The organism is Nocardia sp. 2TAF39, from assembly GCF_052114905.1.
Classification (GTDB): Bacteria; Actinomycetota; Actinomycetes; order Mycobacteriales; family Mycobacteriaceae; genus Nocardia.
Genome location: NZ_JBFRFQ010000052.1, coordinates 1 through 14,647, shown reverse-complemented (window position 1 = coordinate 14,647; position 14,647 = coordinate 1). Strand labels below are relative to the sequence as shown.

General features: G+C 65.6%; 18 protein-coding genes. 7 read left to right on the top strand and 11 right to left on the bottom strand.

What is annotated here, in order from left to right; genetic code table 11:
* Window positions 1-21 precede the first annotated feature (21 nt).
* Window positions 22-693: a TetR/AcrR family transcriptional regulator gene (locus tag AB4Z47_RS25745; protein WP_441954388.1), complete on the bottom strand. Its 672-nt coding sequence runs from the start codon at window positions 691-693 to the stop codon at window positions 22-24.
* Between the two features lie 18 nt (window positions 694-711).
* Between AB4Z47_RS25745 and AB4Z47_RS25740 the strand changes: the two genes are divergently transcribed.
* Window positions 712-1,404 (top strand): class I SAM-dependent methyltransferase, encoded by a 693-nt coding sequence (locus tag AB4Z47_RS25740; protein ID WP_441954386.1) that lies wholly within the window; start codon window positions 712-714, stop codon window positions 1,402-1,404.
* A gap of 465 nt (window positions 1,405-1,869) precedes the next feature.
* Here AB4Z47_RS25740 and AB4Z47_RS25735 read toward each other — a convergent pair whose 3' ends face one another.
* Both AB4Z47_RS25735 and AB4Z47_RS25730 read right to left on the bottom strand, forming a co-directional pair.
* Window positions 1,870-2,781 (bottom strand): alpha/beta hydrolase, encoded by a 912-nt coding sequence (locus AB4Z47_RS25735; protein WP_441954472.1) that lies wholly within the window; start codon window positions 2,779-2,781, stop codon window positions 1,870-1,872.
* 401 nt (window positions 2,782-3,182) lie between these two features.
* On the bottom strand, window positions 3,183-3,605 hold the full coding sequence (locus tag AB4Z47_RS25730; RefSeq protein WP_441954384.1) for a nuclear transport factor 2 family protein: 423 nt from the start codon (window positions 3,603-3,605) through the stop codon (window positions 3,183-3,185).
* Between the two features lie 110 nt (window positions 3,606-3,715).
* Here AB4Z47_RS25730 and AB4Z47_RS25725 point away from each other — a divergent pair, with 110 nt between their 5' ends.
* A complete protein-coding gene (locus AB4Z47_RS25725) occupies window positions 3,716-4,864 on the top strand; it encodes a helix-turn-helix domain-containing protein (protein WP_441954382.1) in 1,149 nt (382 codons plus the stop codon).
* A gap of 84 nt (window positions 4,865-4,948) precedes the next feature.
* Here AB4Z47_RS25725 and AB4Z47_RS25720 read toward each other — a convergent pair whose 3' ends face one another.
* The gene (locus AB4Z47_RS25720; RefSeq protein ID WP_441954380.1) at window positions 4,949-5,830 is read right to left on the bottom strand and encodes a LysR family transcriptional regulator; all 882 of its coding nucleotides are present in this window, start codon (window positions 5,828-5,830) and stop codon (window positions 4,949-4,951) included.
* Window positions 5,831-5,981: 151 nt separating this feature from the next.
* Here AB4Z47_RS25720 and dmpI point away from each other — a divergent pair, with 151 nt between their 5' ends.
* Window positions 5,982-6,164 (top strand): 4-oxalocrotonate tautomerase DmpI, encoded by a 183-nt coding sequence (gene dmpI, locus AB4Z47_RS25715; RefSeq protein ID WP_441954378.1) that lies wholly within the window; start codon window positions 5,982-5,984, stop codon window positions 6,162-6,164.
* Window positions 6,165-6,227: 63 nt separating this feature from the next.
* Here the strand turns inward: dmpI and AB4Z47_RS25710 are convergent, their stop codons facing one another.
* The 3 genes from AB4Z47_RS25710 to AB4Z47_RS25700 are packed head-to-tail and all read right to left on the bottom strand — an operon-like array spanning window position 6,228 to window position 8,172.
* Window positions 6,228-6,773 carry a DoxX family protein gene (locus AB4Z47_RS25710; RefSeq protein WP_441954376.1) on the bottom strand — a complete coding sequence of 182 codons (546 nt, stop codon included), beginning with the start codon at window positions 6,771-6,773 and terminating at the stop codon, window positions 6,228-6,230.
* Window positions 6,770-7,222 carry an ABA4-like family protein gene (locus AB4Z47_RS25705; RefSeq protein WP_441954374.1) on the bottom strand — a complete coding sequence of 151 codons (453 nt, stop codon included), beginning with the start codon at window positions 7,220-7,222 and terminating at the stop codon, window positions 6,770-6,772. Before AB4Z47_RS25705 ends, AB4Z47_RS25710 begins: the two co-directional genes overlap by 4 nt.
* A complete protein-coding gene (locus AB4Z47_RS25700) occupies window positions 7,219-8,172 on the bottom strand; it encodes a hypothetical protein (protein WP_441954372.1) in 954 nt (317 codons plus the stop codon). The genes AB4Z47_RS25705 and AB4Z47_RS25700 overlap by 4 nt, the downstream gene beginning before the upstream one ends.
* Before the next feature lie 108 nt (window positions 8,173-8,280).
* Here AB4Z47_RS25700 and AB4Z47_RS25695 point away from each other — a divergent pair, with 108 nt between their 5' ends.
* Both AB4Z47_RS25695 and AB4Z47_RS25690 read left to right on the top strand, forming a co-directional pair.
* Window positions 8,281-8,919, top strand: coding sequence for a MerR family transcriptional regulator (locus AB4Z47_RS25695; RefSeq protein ID WP_441954370.1), 639 nt, complete (start codon window positions 8,281-8,283; stop codon window positions 8,917-8,919).
* Window positions 8,920-9,007: 88 nt separating this feature from the next.
* Complete coding sequence (locus AB4Z47_RS25690; protein WP_441954368.1) at window positions 9,008-9,571, top strand: type 1 glutamine amidotransferase domain-containing protein; 564 nt, start codon at window positions 9,008-9,010, stop codon at window positions 9,569-9,571.
* A 138-nt stretch (window positions 9,572-9,709) separates the two neighbouring features.
* Here the strand turns inward: AB4Z47_RS25690 and AB4Z47_RS25685 are convergent, their stop codons facing one another.
* Window positions 9,710-10,165 (bottom strand): hypothetical protein, encoded by a 456-nt coding sequence (locus AB4Z47_RS25685; protein WP_441954366.1) that lies wholly within the window; start codon window positions 10,163-10,165, stop codon window positions 9,710-9,712.
* Window positions 10,166-10,616: 451 nt separating this feature from the next.
* Between AB4Z47_RS25685 and AB4Z47_RS25680 the strand changes: the two genes are divergently transcribed.
* A complete protein-coding gene (locus AB4Z47_RS25680; protein WP_441954364.1) occupies window positions 10,617-11,468 on the top strand; it encodes a DUF5919 domain-containing protein in 852 nt (283 codons plus the stop codon).
* On the top strand, window positions 11,465-12,256 hold the full coding sequence (locus tag AB4Z47_RS25675) for an inositol monophosphatase family protein (protein WP_441954362.1): 792 nt from the start codon (window positions 11,465-11,467) through the stop codon (window positions 12,254-12,256). The genes AB4Z47_RS25680 and AB4Z47_RS25675 overlap by 4 nt, the downstream gene beginning before the upstream one ends.
* A gap of 81 nt (window positions 12,257-12,337) precedes the next feature.
* On the opposite strand, the gene AB4Z47_RS25670 is transcribed toward AB4Z47_RS25675, so the two are convergent.
* The 3 genes from AB4Z47_RS25670 to AB4Z47_RS25660 all read right to left on the bottom strand — a co-directional run.
* On the bottom strand, window positions 12,338-12,640 hold the full coding sequence (locus tag AB4Z47_RS25670) for a hypothetical protein (RefSeq protein WP_441954360.1): 303 nt from the start codon (window positions 12,638-12,640) through the stop codon (window positions 12,338-12,340).
* A gap of 168 nt (window positions 12,641-12,808) precedes the next feature.
* Window positions 12,809-13,045: a hypothetical protein gene (locus tag AB4Z47_RS25665; RefSeq protein WP_441954358.1), complete on the bottom strand. Its 237-nt coding sequence runs from the start codon at window positions 13,043-13,045 to the stop codon at window positions 12,809-12,811.
* 512 nt (window positions 13,046-13,557) lie between these two features.
* On the bottom strand, window positions 13,558-14,647 hold a 1,090-nt coding region (locus tag AB4Z47_RS25660; RefSeq protein ID WP_441954356.1), incomplete at its 5' end, for an IPT/TIG domain-containing protein.

The window sequence follows — 14,647 nt, the reverse complement described above, 5'->3', positions numbered from 1 at the left end:
CGGCATGGCGAAGACGACCTTTCAACCGACGTCCGTGCGATAGCGGCTCGGGGGCATGTGTCCTGCGAGACCGGCCGTGCAGAGAGATTCGAACCGGCGCCATGCCGCCGCGGGCAGGGTGGGGTCGGTCCGGTCGATGACCGAGCCGAGTAGTCCGATCAGGCCCCAGGACAGGAAGGTTATGGTGTCGGCCAACTCGTCGGCGGGCAGGCCCAGCCGGCGGTCCAGGTGCTCGTGCAGGATGCCCGCGACAGTCTGCTGGTAGCCCCGCAACACAACAGCGCTGCTCTTCGGGCCGATCAAGGGCTGGTAGACATCGGGATAGGCGGCGGCCAAGCCGATCATGACCCGCACGGGCGCCCAGGGGGCGTCCCGGTCGGTGCGCGTCCGCGCGATCTCGCGGCGCAGGAACTCGGTGCAGCTGACGATCAGCAGGTCGTCCTTGTCGCGGTAGTGGGCGTAGAAGGTGGAGCGGCCGACGTCGGCGCGGTCGATGATGTCGCTGACGGTCACGCGCTCGTACCCGCGCTCCATCATCAGCTCGATCAGGGCCCGGTGCAGCGCGTCCCGGGTCCGGCGCACCCTGCGGTCGGTGGTCGTGGCCATAGTGGTCTCTCGTCGCGTGGACAGTTTCGCGGATCCGTCCGGAAACGAACGGATCCCGCCCATCTGATTCTGGTCGTCGCCACGCACGCGGCAGACGATGAACGCATGTCCCGTAATGAACAAGTGCTCACCCCCATGTTCGTCGACGACGCCGACACCGGCATCGTTATCGCCGGCCTGCGGCGCTACAACCTGTTCACCGCTGGGTTCTTCCTCGGGCGCCACGCCCGGCTCATCGCCGAACTCGCACGCGTCAGCGGCGCCGGCGCGGGTGATGATGTGCTCGACATCGGTTGCGGCCCAGGCAAACTCGTCCGCGCACTCGGCGCCCTCGTCGGCCGAGAGGGCACCGCGGTCGGCATCGACCCCTCTGCTTCGGCCGTCGACTACAACCGGCGGCGCGACCCCTCCCCGAATCACCGGTACCAGCAGGCCACAGCACAGGGTCTGACGGCGCCCGACACCTGGTTCGACGTCGTCACCTGCACCTTCGTGATGCACCACATACCAGAACAGCACCGCACCGCCGCCATCGAGGAGATGTGGAGGGTGCTGCGTCCGGGCGGACGTCTACTGCTCGCCGACGCCGACCCGTCCGACCGGATGCGATCGGCACTGACCCGGATCAGGCGACTCACTCGCCGAGGCAAGGAACGGGTCGATCCTTTCGCCGACATCGATATCCGCCGCTACGCCGAGACGGTGCGCGCGGTCGGGTTCGACGAGCTGGAGTTCGCGCGCAGCAGGTACTCGACAGGAATTCTTCTTGCGGTGAAGCCCGCGGACTCGGCCCTCTGAACGACCGGTCATCTCGCAAGGACGTCCCGTGCGCGGGCGCTTTCGGCCCGCCTCCTCATCCGTCCTGCCCTGGTCGTGCCACCGGTCCCGAACATCCGACCGAACGGGACCGTGCATCGCTGCTCGACGTACAGCCGAAGGTGGCGCTACCACAAGGTCCGCGATGACTGTCTGGTTCGGTCGGACAAACCGATGTGCTGCGCCTACCCGGCGACACCCGTGGGAAACCGGCCGGTGAAAACTGCGACGGTAACGAGATCGGCCGCCAGCGGTTCGTGGTCGGGGCCGCGTCGGGGATGCGGCCGATGAGCCTCCAGATGAATCGGCCGTCAGCTCGGCCGAGATCGGAGTCCTTACACGGCGACGAGCCACCCAATCGCGTCCGGGCACCCCGAGGGCCGAGAGCTGGCAGCTGATCCGGGATGTTCCACCACGAACCCGGCGATCCGATTGGTATCTGGTGTTTCACGCACCGAGCGCGCTGGCCAGGTGCGGCCAGGAATCGTGTAGGTCGGTTTCGAACTGTCCCCAGGTGTGCGAGCCCTCCGGGCGGTTGACATGGATTGCCGGCAGCCCGAGTTCGGTGAGCCTGCTTGCGAAGGCGCCGGTGCACGAGCTTGCGATCGCTTCGATCGGTGGGAAGGGTAGTCCGCCTTGGTCGATCGCGCCCGGAGTGCCGGAAGCGGCCGAAAGGTAGATGGTTTTCCCGGCGAGTGCGGTCGCGTTGGCGAACGCGTCGTGCGCCTGCCAGATCGCTGCGCCCGGCTCACCCCACATGTTCGCCGGGTTGGCTCCGCCGCGTATCACCTGGGCGCTGACCATGGCCATACCGACGGGGTCCGACGCCCAGGGACATCCGCTGTAGGCGGCCACGGCGCTGTATACGTCGGGCGCCTGGATGGCGAGATCGACCGCGGAGGCCGCGCTCATCGACACTCCTGCGATGGCGTTGCGTCGGGTGGTGCCGAGTTGCGTGTCGAGGACTGCCGGGAGTTCCTGCGTGAGGTAGGTTTGCCATCGATTGCGGCCGACGGCCGGGTCGTCGGCGAGCCAGTCGGTATACAGGCTGTAGGCGCCCCCGATCGGCATCACCACGTTGACATGCTTGTCGGCGAAGAACTCCCGGACGTCCGTGTCGTCCCACCAGGAGATACCGTCCACACCGCCACCGATTCCGGTGAGCAGATACAGCGTGGGTGCCCGGCCACCGCCAGCGGCCCGAATCACCCTGTTGGGCACCACACGATCCATCGAGGGCGAGTAGACATCCATCCGCGATACGGAGCCACCCAGGGGCGTCTCCTCGACCACATGCGCTCCCGTTGGGGCGGCCGCGGCGGGGCCGACAGACAGTCCGGATACCGCAACAGAGGCCATGAGCACGCTGACGAACGTGGCCAAATACCTTGAAGCACTCACGATTCCGTTGTACTACGCAAAGACCACCTGCACGCGGAGTTCGAAAAATCCTGCGGCGGAGCCGGGCCCGGAATGCCTCTGGGGGAGTACAAGACTGGGCTTTCGGGCACCCCCGCCGCGCCTTCGCCGGAGCGCTCCGGCCGCCCCGGAGTGCGACGCCGATGCATAGCACCTGCCGCGGAATCCGTGCCCACAGTAGTGTCGCGGGTGAGCTGTTGAAGGGACGTTGGAGACGTCGACATAGACATTGTGCCGCCGTCGAGTGCGGTGATGGTAAGCCCGCAGGGATGCTGGGAGTCCGCGGGCTACCGGCCGAAGCAACGTCCCCGAGCCCGCAGTCTGCCATGCCCGATGTGTCGTCAATTCACGGCGGCGAACATTTCCTCTGCCCGACGGGTGTCCATATATTCACGCACTCGGTGGATCAGGCCGTCCTCCAGTTCGAAGATGAAGCAATAGTTGTTGTCGTAATGGTTGCCGTTCATCAAGGTCGCCCGCATCCGCTCCTCTACGACGACCCGCGCGCCCTCGGCGGTGACTGCGGTGAAATCGACCTTCCGGTCTGCTACGAACACGGCAGGGAACTCGATGGTCAGAAAGCGAACAATGCGGTCCCGCCCGACCAGGTGATTGGTGCCGTCGAGTGCGCGGGCGGTGGGGTTGTCAGGCGGTGCGAGCCATTCGGCGTCGGGGGTGAAGACAGCGGCGATGCGGGCGGGATCCTGCGTGGCGAACTCGCGCCAGGCCTGCAGAACCAGGTCTTTGCTTGTCTGTGTGTCCATTCGGCCGATCCTGGATTGTCCGCGGTCGCTGATCACGCCACATTCGGACAGGTTCGCGTTGTGTCCGGATATGTCTGGTCGGCGTGCAGTCCGGCGGGCAGACTCTTGGGATGGAAGCGTTCCAGGGCGTCATCACGACCGGGATCTATTGCCTGCCGCCCTGTCCTGGACGTCCGCGGCCGGAGAACGTTGTGTCCTTCGTGGCGGCGGCGGCCGCCGAGGCGGCGGGTTTTCGCGCGTGTCATCGCTGCAGGCCCTACCGAGGCGACCGCCGACCCGCGACCACATCCGAATTGGTCTGTCACGCCATCGATCTCATTGCCCGCGGTGTGCTGGACGACGGCGGTGCGGCCCATCTGGCGGCACGAGTCGCGGTGTCGGAGCGACACTTACGCAGGCTCTTCGATGAACAAGTCGGGGCGACACCGGATCAGATCGCCCGCTCCCGGCGCGCGCATTTCGCCAGACGGCTCCTGGACGATACCGATCTCTCGGTCACCGATATCGCCTTTGCGGCCGGGTTCGGCAGCCTTCGCCAGTTCAACCGGGTGATGGTGGAGACGTTCCGTTCCGCACCACACGAACTGCGCAAACGGCGGCGGTGCGGGGATCGCCTCGTCGCCGATGGGGGTCTCGCGCTGCGCGTGCCCCTGATCGAGCCCGAGCATCTCGACCGTCGGCTCGCACAGCTCGCCCGCGACACGATCCTCGGTATCGAGAACGCCACGACCAAACACTACCGGCGAACCGTATCGATGGATGGCGACCCAGGCGTGATCGAGATCAGCCCGGATACAACCGATTCCGTGCGGCTGATTGCTCACCTGCCCCGCCTCGAAGGTCTTATCCACCTGGTGGACCGGGTGCATCGCCTCCTTTGCGGCGATACCTGGGACCCGTTCGAGGCCGGTGTCCGAAACATCGTGGCGGACAACGTCGGCACCGCCGCCGCGCCTGGTGTCCTCGCCGAAATCATCGCGCGGCACGGCGCACCGATCTATGGGCTACGGCAATTCGGCCTCACCCACCTGTTCCCGACGCCGACGGCACTCGCGACCGCCGAACTCAGCGGCACGAACGTCGGCGACGAAGGCGCACAGGCCATTCGCGCGTTCAGTCTCGATTCGGACCGGCTCACCCAAGCTGTCCCCGAACTAGCCTCGGTCAGCCGACCCGGGGCGCCCTCGTCGCCATCGGCGACCGCGCCGGCTACGGCCGCGGCCTGGTCACCCAGCATTTCGGCACACGCGGCGCGATGAGGCAGCGCCTCGTCGGCAGGGTTGCCGAACGGTTCCGAGACGACGTCATCGTGTAGGTATGTGGCGTGCTGTGCAACGGAATGCTCAGAAGGTGTCCGGCTCGCAAGCCTGTAACAACTCGTCCAAGCACCACGGCGGCATGGTCTCCGACACCGCTAGCGACGTCGTCATGGTGATCGGTGTCGCCGTAGCGCGGAACGCCACGCGCGAAGTCGCCAGACGGTGCGCGTGTGCTTCGTACACGACGGTCCAGGTGTCGGCGCTTCCGCCGACCATGGCCAACGTGTCCTGCATCGTGGTGAAGGGTGACCCGAGTACCGGCTCGAAACCGGCCGAGCGACAAGCCGCGACCATCAGATCGTGCAGCGGCGCGTTTCGGGTGCGGTCGGCCAGGCGCAACGGCATCCCGGCCAGCTCGGCGAGGTCGACCGTCGGCGCGTCGGACAGCGGATGATCGATCGGGAGCGCGACGGCGATCCGGTCTTGCCACACGGGGATCAGGCGCAGTTCCGGACTCTCGGTGACGCCGCGCACGAATGTGGCGTCCAGGGTATGCGTGCGGACCTGGTCCAGCCTGGTTCGGGTGGGTGCGGATATCAGTTCCACCTGCACCGACGGGTCGAGCCGCTCCAGCGATGCGAGGATGCGGTCCAGATGCTCGCCGAGGCCGTCGCTGGTACCGAGGCGGACCAGGGTGGATCGGGCGTTGGACAGGTCCGCGATCGTGGCACGCGCGCGACTCTCGGCGGCGAGCACGGCTCGCGCTTCGGGCAGAAAAAGGTGACCGGCCGCGGTGAGCCGGACCCTGCGCGGGGAGCGATCGAACAACTCGACCCCGAGCTCCCGCTCCAGCTTGCGGATCTGCTGGCTCACGGCCGCCTGCACGATGTGCAGCCGCTCGGCGGCCCGCCCGAAGTGCAGTTCCTCGGCGACGGTGACGAAGTACCGCAGTTGGCGCAATTCCACCGCACCAGTCTCCCCTGGCACCGTAGGGGCCCGAGCGAGGCCCGGCGATCATGATTCCTGATCGCTGCGAATACGAACTGCTCCTTGGTCGCTTCTGCGATTTCGGATGAACTGAAACCCGTCCGAGAAGTGCGAATCGAAGGAGATGGCAATGCCGATCGTGACCGTTCAACAGGGACCGCGCACCGTCGAATTGAAGCGGGAACTGGTCCGCCAGATCACCGAGGCGTTCGTCAGCGCCTACGCGATCCCGGCGGAGACCGTGCAGGTCTGGATCCACGAGGTGCCCACCGACAGTTGGGGCGCGTCGGGGGTGCTGACCGTGGACAAGTGAGCTGCCCAGCGCGTCCGGTCGAATGACCGACAGGGCGAGTGCTCGCACTCGCCCTTCGCGCTGTCAGGCAACTCCGTCGGTGCAGACCACGGCCCGCGTGGACGATTCGGCGGCACCGCCGCCGCGTCGCGTGAACCGAAGCGCTCCGGCCGCCCACAGCGCGACGCCGATGTACAGCATCTGCTCCGGAATCCGCGCCCACAGTGGTGTCGCGGGTGCGCCGTTGAACGGGACGTCGGACACGGCGACGTAGATGTTGGCGGGCAGCATCACGAGGAACAGCGCGACAAGCCCGAGCCCGGCCGGTCGGCGGGTGTTCGCGCGGAACAGGCCGACCGCGCCAAGCAGTTCCAGCGCGCCGGTCAGGTAGATCATCAGGCTGGGAAACGGCACGAACGGCGGCACCATCGGAATGAAGTCCGTATGGGTCGGTGCGGGAGAGTCGGCGAAGGCCTCGGGAAGGAAATGCGTTGTGCCGGTCATGATCAACATCACGCCGAGGGCGTAGGCAGCGCAGGTGGACCACGCGCCGAATCGGTGTGCGCCGAGCACGCCCGACGCGCGCAGGACGAGCAGGGTGGTCAGCAGAACGATCAGGGTTTCCATCATGACTCCAGGGAGATGGGCCGGTCGGACACCGGCCGCGGTGTGCGGGTGAATCGGACGAGCAGGTAGAGCAGGACGCCGATCGGCGCGAACAGGATCGTGAGCACCAGCAGCGGGCTGGTCAGCAACGGCGGAAGACCGCGGGCGCGGCTGTCGAGAAAGACCCAGCGCCCGAGAAACAGGTCGAAGGCGACGAAATGCGCCCACGCAGCCGCAGCGCCTGTTCCTTCGCCGAGAACCGATTGCAGCCCAGCCAGATTCGGGTCGATCAACGCGCCGGCGAACGCGCCGAACTGCGGCACGATCAGCGCCGTGTAGATCACCAGTGGGGGCACGCAGATGAGCGGTGATGCGACAACGGCACTCGTCTGTCGCCACTTCGGCGCCAGGATCATCAGCGCCCAGAACGGCGCCGCGAACCAGAAGGTGATGTCGAAGAGCAGGTTCGTCATCGGGACGCACCTACTGAGACATGTTGCAAGCAACCATGTTTCGAACGTAGGGTCCGGGACCCCGAGATTGTTGCGGCAACGCCGATTGCGCCGAAAGCGAGCAGCGTCGCCGCGTCAGGGTGGGCCACCGACTGCCCGCGCAGCGCCTGCCAGGTCAGCACGGCGAGCAGGGCGCCGTAGGTCGCCGAGGCAATCACGACAAGCGTTCGCCTGGTCTCCATCGATCGCAATGCCGGAATCCGCCGCGCTCCCAGCTCGAGGACGATCAGCACCAGGGGTATCGCTTGTAACGCGTGCATTCCTATGAAGTGCGGAATGCGCAGATCGCCGCCGACGGTGCTCCAACCGAGGATCGGCAAGCCGGGTCCGCCATCGGCCGGGCCGACGGTGTGTGCCCCGCTGATCGAGCCGCCCGTCGCCCGCTGTACAGGCGTTTCCCGCACCATCAGAATCCCCGGTGCGGCGCCGGCCAGCGACAGCACGGTGCCGTATCGGATCGCCGTATCGCGGGCGCGATCCCTCGTCGGGTTGGCGAACAACACCACGGACACGACCAGTGTCGCGAGCCAGACTCCCACGATCGTGGAGCCCATGGTCTCCCACAGTGCGGCGTTCAACGGCGTCGTGAAATTGAAATGGCTGGTGGTCCCGCGCACGATCTGGGTGACGATGACGACCAGCTCCAGCGCGAGCCCGAGCGCCGCGACCGTCCCCGCCCACCACGCGATTCGGCGCCAGCGGGTGAGCTGGGCGATCAGCCACGACCACGTGACGGCGTAGATCAGCACAGACAGGGCGAATTTCACGGATTTGGCCCAGACCGGCAGTCCGGTGAGGGTGCGGTCGTCGATGACCATGGCCGCGATCGATGCGACGGTGAGGATTGCCATCGCGACGGCGAGCAGCATCAGCGGGCGATGCCAATGCGATGCGGGGGAGGGCAGAGTCATACTGTCCAACTTTCGGGAACGGTAACTATCGATAGTTGTACTATCTACTCTGATTATGGATAGCTGTACTTCTCACTGTCAATACGTGGACCGAGACCGAGGAGTCCGATGCGGATCGCCGAACTCAGCCGCGCCAGCGGTGTCCCTGCCGCGACGATCAAGTACTACGTGCGCGAGGGCCTGCTGCCTTCCGGTGTGCGAACCCACCACAACCAGGCCGAATACAGCGACGACCACATCAGCCGCCTGCGGCTGATCCGGGCGCTGGTGGATATCGGCGGCCTGTCCGTCGGAGCGGCCAAAGAGCTGCTCGCCGTGCTCGACAGCGGCAGCCTGTCCGCGCGGGACTCGCTCGGCCATGTGCAGTACGCGCTGGGCGGGCGCAGATCGCCGGTTGGCGACGAGCAACGGGAGGCCGCCGCGGGGGAGGTCGCGGCGCTGCTCGACCGCCGCGGCTGGCACATCGACGAGGAGAGCCCCGCCCGCGGCACCCTCGTCGACGTCTGCGCCGCGCTGCGGCTGCTCGGCCACGCCGACGTGGTGGCCGCGATGGATGACTACGCCACCGCCAGCGAAGCCATCGCCGCCACCGACCTCGACCTGGTCCGCAATGAACCCGACCTGGAGCGGATGACCGAAACCGCCATCGTCGGAACCATCCTCGGCGACACCCTCCTCTCGGCCCTACGCCGCCTGGCCCAGGAGCACCTTTCCGCCACCCTCCTGCCCCCGCGGGAAGGGATCTGACGTCCCACGCGAACCGGCGAGGTTTAGCCGGGCCCACCTGCGGCATGACCGAGGTAGGAGACCATCTGAAGCACGAAAGGAGTTGCTCATGCCCGATCAGCTGAATGATGTGCGGGTCCTGATCATCACCTCGAATACGGGGGTGGAACGGGACGAATTGGTGGTGTCGCGCGACGAACTCCGCAAACGGGGCGCGCAGGTCACGCATGCCGCGCCGAAGCGGGAACAGGTGCAGACGTTTCACCGTGACGTGGACAAAGATGCTGTCGTGCAACCTGATTCGTCGCTCGACGAGGTTTCGGGAAACGATTTCGACGTGCTGGTGGTGCCTGGCGGCACGGTGAACGCCGACAAACTGCGGGTCACCGAGCGAGCCGTCGAACTGGCCAAGGAGTTCGCGAACGCGGGCAAGCCGATCGCCGCGATCTGCCACGGCCCCTGGCTGCTCGTCGACGCCGGTCTGCTGCCAGGAAAGACACTGACCTCGTACTTCTCGCTGCGCACCGACATCACCAACGCCGGGGGAGCGTGGGTCGACGAACCGAGCGTGCAGTCACCGGAGGACGGGTGGACCCTGATCACGTCGCGTAACCCGGGCGATCTCGCCGACTTCGTCGGTGCCATCACCCAGGAGCTGGTCCCCGCCTCCTGATGCGGCAGCCGGGGTAGGGTGCGGCGGTCGCACGGGTTCGGGTCGAAGCCGTCGGCGGATCTCGTAGCCGACGCTGGTGAACGTGGCGGCGAACAGCCTGCCCGCGGACCGCTTGCCCCGGGCAAGCTGATCGACAACCTACGAACGCAACTGGCCGAGTAGCACCGCAACGACCTCGGACAGTGGTGGCAAGTAGCCGCCACGCCGGGGCGGATGCAGCCAATACCGGTGTTCGCGGGTTAGTCGCCCATACCCGGTAGGCAGGATGACATTCGCACGGTGGGGGCCGATGTCGATGCCGTATCTGTCCATCACAGTTCGGACTTCCGCGCACGGCGTGCGGTCGTAGCGGACGAGGAAAGTACACCGAACCGGCTTCTCCCGTGCCAACACCGGCCCCGCCAAGCCTCGAATCTTCAGACCCGAAAGCATCTGTTCCCCGATCTCGCCGGGGGTGTTGATCACGGACATACCTCCCAGCAGCGGCAGGATGACGAACCGTGGCGCAGTGCAGTGTGTTCCAGCCAGTCCGCACGCCTCGTAGTGTGCGGCCCATTGCTCGGCCGTCACTGGCATGGTCGTCACCGCGGCCATCGCTCGGCACGCTCGTTCGGAACCATCCGGCGCGAATCAACTAGCGTGTTCCGTGCTCGCTGTCGAACTCGGCAGATGTCGGTTGTGCACTCGAGGTGAACCTGCATCGCGAGATGTGCCAGTTCAACCGTGAACTCTCCTGGATCGACAGCGCACAGGCCCGGCGAGTGGAGCTGGTGCGAGTGCGGTGCTTCCGGCCGTGCCCTCTCCCGTTCGATGCGGTCGATCACGGCCCGAACCGTGCGGCGCTGTCCGCTGCTGTGGTTTCCGAACGCCGGCATTCTCAATCCCCCTCTGTTACCCGGTGACATGGTGATCGGAAGCTTGTCCCGCGGTGCGGTCCAGCCGCGTCGCCCGTGGTGTCTCATGTGCAGCTGCGGAGGCGCTCGTTGTATCTTTTATGTCTCATTGATGCGTTAGGATCGGGCAATCCGTCGAGGGCAAGGCAGCCATGGGAACTGTTCTCAAAGCTCTTCTCCAGCAGCGCCACTTGCAGACCGTCTCTTCGTTCAACCATCAGTACGACCAGCTCGCCCGTAAGACGGAGCCGGAGCTGATCGGAGCAGGCCCGAAAAAGGCCCAGTTCTATCGGTGGTTGTCCGGCGACATCACGGGGCTGCCGTATCCACATCACTGTCGAATCCTCGAGGCGATGTTTCCTGGCTGGTCGACCGACGAGCTATTCGAAGAATATTCGGAGTCGATAGATCTCGACCGTGCCTCTCGTGCTGCACGCCCAGCTTCCATGACCGCGCGAGGGACAGCCGACCTGGAATCGGTCTTTCCCACCCGTACCGATTTCCTCCAGTCGATGTCGCCGAGTGCACTGTTTCACGGAGCGGCCCGGGTCGACATGGCGGGATTGTCGTTGAATTTGCTGTGCCAGCAGCTCTCGGATACAGCAGTCATCGATCTGCTCGAAGCCGGAACTACGATGCGGTGCTTGTTCCTGGATCCGCGCGGGCACAATATCCGCGATCGCGAAGTCGAGGAAGGCCACGAAGCTGGTGTGCTGTCGAGCTTGACAGAGCTGAACATGCAGTCGCTCAGAAGGATATGTCGGAAGGTCGGTCCGGATGTAGATTGCCGCCTTCAGATCCGAACCTACGATGAGCCCATCCGATTCAACATCACGGTCGTCGACTCGAATCTCTGCATCGTGCAGCCGTACATGCCCAGAGCGAGAGGGGTCGAGTCGCCGACCTTCGTCGCTCGAAAATCGCTCGGACCAGGCATTTTCGATACATTCTCGGCTCTGTTCGAGTCGATGTGGAGCGGAGCGCGTGAGGTGGCGGCACGATGACCCACAAGGTGGGCGATCTTCTCGGGCTTGCGCGGGCGGCGGTCGCCAAGGGATGCGAGCTGCTGAGTACCGTTGGCCCTGGGGAGATACGGGCCAAGGGGGACCGCGATTTCGTCACCGACTTGGATCGGCGGATTCAGGATGTGATGCGGGATTTCCTGGCTGAAGCAGTCGACGGCATCGGTTTCATGGGAGAGGAGTCCGAGGATGCCGACATCGGTCCGACCGAGGACTATGTGTGGGCACTGGATCCGATCGACGGCACATCGAATTTTATTCACGGGCTTCCACTGTGCGCGATTTCCCTTGCGCTCGTTCATCGCGGGCAACCAATTGTCGGGGTGATCGGTGCACCCTTTCTGAATCTCGAGTATCAGGCTGCGGCCGGTCGGGGTGCCTTTGCCAATGATCGCCGGATCTGCGTCAGTGACACCGCAATCCTCGGAAGGGCCATCGTTTCCCTCGGAGATTACGCGGTCGGATCCGGAGCCGCGCAGAAGAACGAGCGGCGGTTCGCGGTGACGGCTGCGCTGGCCGAGAAAGTCGAACGGATCCGCATGTTCGGCTCCGCGGCGATCGACCTCGCCTGGGTGGCGGAAGGAAGGACGGACGCGTGCGTGATCCTGTCGAACAAGCCGTGGGACACCGCTGCCGGTGTCCTCATCGCGCGTGAGAGCGGCGCGGTCGTCAGCGACTCGACGGGTAACCCACACAGCTTCCGTTCCCGCGATACCATCGCCACCACACCGCGCATTGCCGAGTCGCTCTTCGCGGCGGTTGACCGCTGAATCCGCAGCGGTGCTATGGCCGCCGGCACGCGAAAAGGCCGCCTTCCGCATGATTCGCGGAAGGCGGCCTTCTCGTGGTGGTTAGAGCCAGAGTTCAGGAGGCTCGTCGAAGTCGAGACCTGCCTGCCGGGCCTTGAGTACCATCTTCTTGTCCCATTCCCGATGTGCGCGAAGCGCCTGGCGGAGTTCACCGATCTGCCCGGCCATCTGCTGGCTTTGGGCGATGGCTGTATCGGACAAGGTCTTCGCCGCGTCGGCCTTCGTTTTCGTCGTATTCGCATCGACCGACTTGCGATTCGCCAGCGTGGTGACCACCGCCGACATCACCGAGCTGCTGGCGACGAGCACGAGAATCGAGAACAACGGCGATGTAGTGACATTCATAGCGCCCCCTCTCGCTGAAGTTCACCGAGTCGCCTGAAGTCGTGCCAGACCTGCTGTCGCTTCCACCGGAGCGCGACACCGAGATCGATGATCCGAGCTACCGAAGATGACGCACAGCAGCACTTCGAAGGTGTTGCGGCGCATCGCTCCCCGGTGGCGGTTCATGGCTCACTGATTCAGCAGATCTGCCGCCCGGTCGCCGAGCTGGTCGACGAGTCCCTGATTGCGGATCATGAACACCGCTACCGTGGTGGCTCCGGCGGCACCTGCGGTCAGCCAGCCTGCCAGGGATTCCGGCAGCAGGTTGCCGAGACCGAGCAGCGCGGTAGCCAGGGCGGCCCCAGAGCCGAGCGCGGCGGCGGTGGCTTTGTTGTATGCGCCGAGATTGCGCAGGAACTTGCCCATTTCCTTCTCCTTCTCTCAACCCTGCGGGTCGTGCAGGAATGTGTCGATGCCGGCACACCGAGACCGTTGCCAGGGCCTGGCGCGGTGTCCAGTAGCTGCGGCGTACTCGAAATCTTGGAATGCCTTGGAATGTGCCCGACACCATCGCCTTGGTCACGATCGATGTGGATCGACGCATTTGCGCGGCTGGATGATCACCGATGACGGCGGTGTCGTGATTCGGCCCAGCGGGAGTGCGAGACCCGGAAAAGATGATGTCGTCGCCGTTGGTGACGGGCATAGCGTTGAATTCCATCGAATACTCCGTTCGGGCTGCCGGGTTTTGTCGACCGCAATATTTGTCGCCCCGAGCGCATGATCGAATCGGATGCCGGAACCCCGGCCTGACCGTGGGAACGGAGGGGTAGGCCCTGTGGTGGCCGAACCGCCGCCCTGAGCATGGATCGAGCAGTCTGCTCAGGGCGGCGATCGGTGTCATCCGCTGGCCGGGCGTCGGAGGCCCGGACGTTCGGTCAGATGCCAGGTCCAGCGACGTAGGTGAAGGCACCCGTCGCGGTGACGGTGCCTCCGGCGGTGCTGACCACGATGTCGACGGCACCGGCGGCTCCCGGCGGGGTGACCGCGACGAGCTGCGTGTCGGAGTTGACGGTGAACGACGCCAGAACACCGCCGAACGTCACCGAATCAGTGGTCGTCAGTGCAGTGCCCGGGATGATCACCGAAGTGCCGCCGGCAGTCGGACCGGAAGCGGGGACCGGGATGCCGATAGTGGGCAACGCGACGTAGGTGTAGAAGACCCCACTACTGGTGCCACCCGGAGTGGTGACGGTGGCCTGCACCACCCCGGTCCCGGCCGGTGCGACCGCGGTGATTTGCGTATCGGAGTTGACGGTGAACGACGTCGCCGGTGTAGCTCCGAAAGTGACCGCGGTGGCCCCGGTGAGACCGGTGCCGGTGAGAGTGACCGTCGTACCCCCCGCCACTGGACCTGCGACCGGACTGAGGGAAATCAGAGCAGGCAGCGCGACGTAGGTGTACAACTGGCCGTTACTGACGCCGCCTGCGGTCGTGACGGTGACCAGTACCGCGCCGGTCCCAGCCGGTGCGACGGCGGTGATCTGTGTGGCGGAGTTGACGGTGAACGAGGTCGCCGGTGTGGCTCCGAAGTTGACCGCGGTGGCTCCAGTGAGGCCGGTGCCGGTGATAGTGACACTGGTCCCGCCCGCGATGGGCCCCAGTGTGGGACTCAGGGAGCTCAGGGAGGGTACCGGGACGTAGGTGTAGGCGACACCACCAGTCGTGCCACCCGGAGTGGTGACGGTGACCAGCACCGTTCCGGTTCCGGCCGGTGCGACGGCGGTGATTTGCGTATTGGAGTTGACAGTGAAGGAGGTCGCCGGTGTGGCTCCGAAGTTGACCGCGGTGGCTCCGGTGAAGCCGGTGCCGGTAAGGGTGACGGTGGTGCCTCCGGTTACCGGACCTGCGATCGGACTGATGGAGGTCAGCGAAGGTACCGCGACGTAGGTGTAGGCGACACCACCAGTCGTGCCACCCGGAGTCGTGACGGTGACCAGCACCGTTCCGGTTCCGGCCGGTGCGACC

What these genes read in the sequence shown, in the direction of transcription:
- AB4Z47_RS25735 (WP_441954472.1), bottom strand. Translation starts at nt 2,781, where the DNA reads ATGGCCTCTGTTGCGGTATCCGGACTGTCTGTCGGCCCCGCCGCGGCC.
- AB4Z47_RS25710 (WP_441954376.1), bottom strand. Translation starts at nt 6,773, where the DNA reads ATGATGGAAACCCTGATCGTTCTGCTGACCACCCTGCTCGTCCTGCGC.
- AB4Z47_RS25705 (WP_441954374.1), bottom strand. Translation starts at nt 7,222, where the DNA reads ATGACGAACCTGCTCTTCGACATCACCTTCTGGTTCGCGGCGCCGTTC.
- AB4Z47_RS25680 (WP_441954364.1), top strand. Translation starts at nt 10,617, where the DNA reads ATGGGAACTGTTCTCAAAGCTCTTCTCCAGCAGCGCCACTTGCAGACC.
- AB4Z47_RS25670 (WP_441954360.1), bottom strand. Translation starts at nt 12,640, where the DNA reads ATGAATGTCACTACATCGCCGTTGTTCTCGATTCTCGTGCTCGTCGCC.
- AB4Z47_RS25695 (WP_441954370.1), top strand. Translation starts at nt 8,281, where the DNA reads ATGCGGATCGCCGAACTCAGCCGCGCCAGCGGTGTCCCTGCCGCGACG.
- AB4Z47_RS25730 (WP_441954384.1), bottom strand. Translation starts at nt 3,605, where the DNA reads ATGGACACACAGACAAGCAAAGACCTGGTTCTGCAGGCCTGGCGCGAG.
- AB4Z47_RS25725 (WP_441954382.1), top strand. Translation starts at nt 3,716, where the DNA reads ATGGAAGCGTTCCAGGGCGTCATCACGACCGGGATCTATTGCCTGCCG.
- dmpI (WP_441954378.1), top strand. Translation starts at nt 5,982, where the DNA reads ATGCCGATCGTGACCGTTCAACAGGGACCGCGCACCGTCGAATTGAAG.
- AB4Z47_RS25740 (WP_441954386.1), top strand. Translation starts at nt 712, where the DNA reads ATGTCCCGTAATGAACAAGTGCTCACCCCCATGTTCGTCGACGACGCC.
- AB4Z47_RS25700 (WP_441954372.1), bottom strand. Translation starts at nt 8,172, where the DNA reads ATGACTCTGCCCTCCCCCGCATCGCATTGGCATCGCCCGCTGATGCTG.
- AB4Z47_RS25675 (WP_441954362.1), top strand. Translation starts at nt 11,465, where the DNA reads ATGACCCACAAGGTGGGCGATCTTCTCGGGCTTGCGCGGGCGGCGGTC.
- AB4Z47_RS25690 (WP_441954368.1), top strand. Translation starts at nt 9,008, where the DNA reads ATGCCCGATCAGCTGAATGATGTGCGGGTCCTGATCATCACCTCGAAT.
- AB4Z47_RS25665 (WP_441954358.1), bottom strand. Translation starts at nt 13,045, where the DNA reads ATGGGCAAGTTCCTGCGCAATCTCGGCGCATACAACAAAGCCACCGCC.
- AB4Z47_RS25685 (WP_441954366.1), bottom strand. Translation starts at nt 10,165, where the DNA reads ATGGCCGCGGTGACGACCATGCCAGTGACGGCCGAGCAATGGGCCGCA.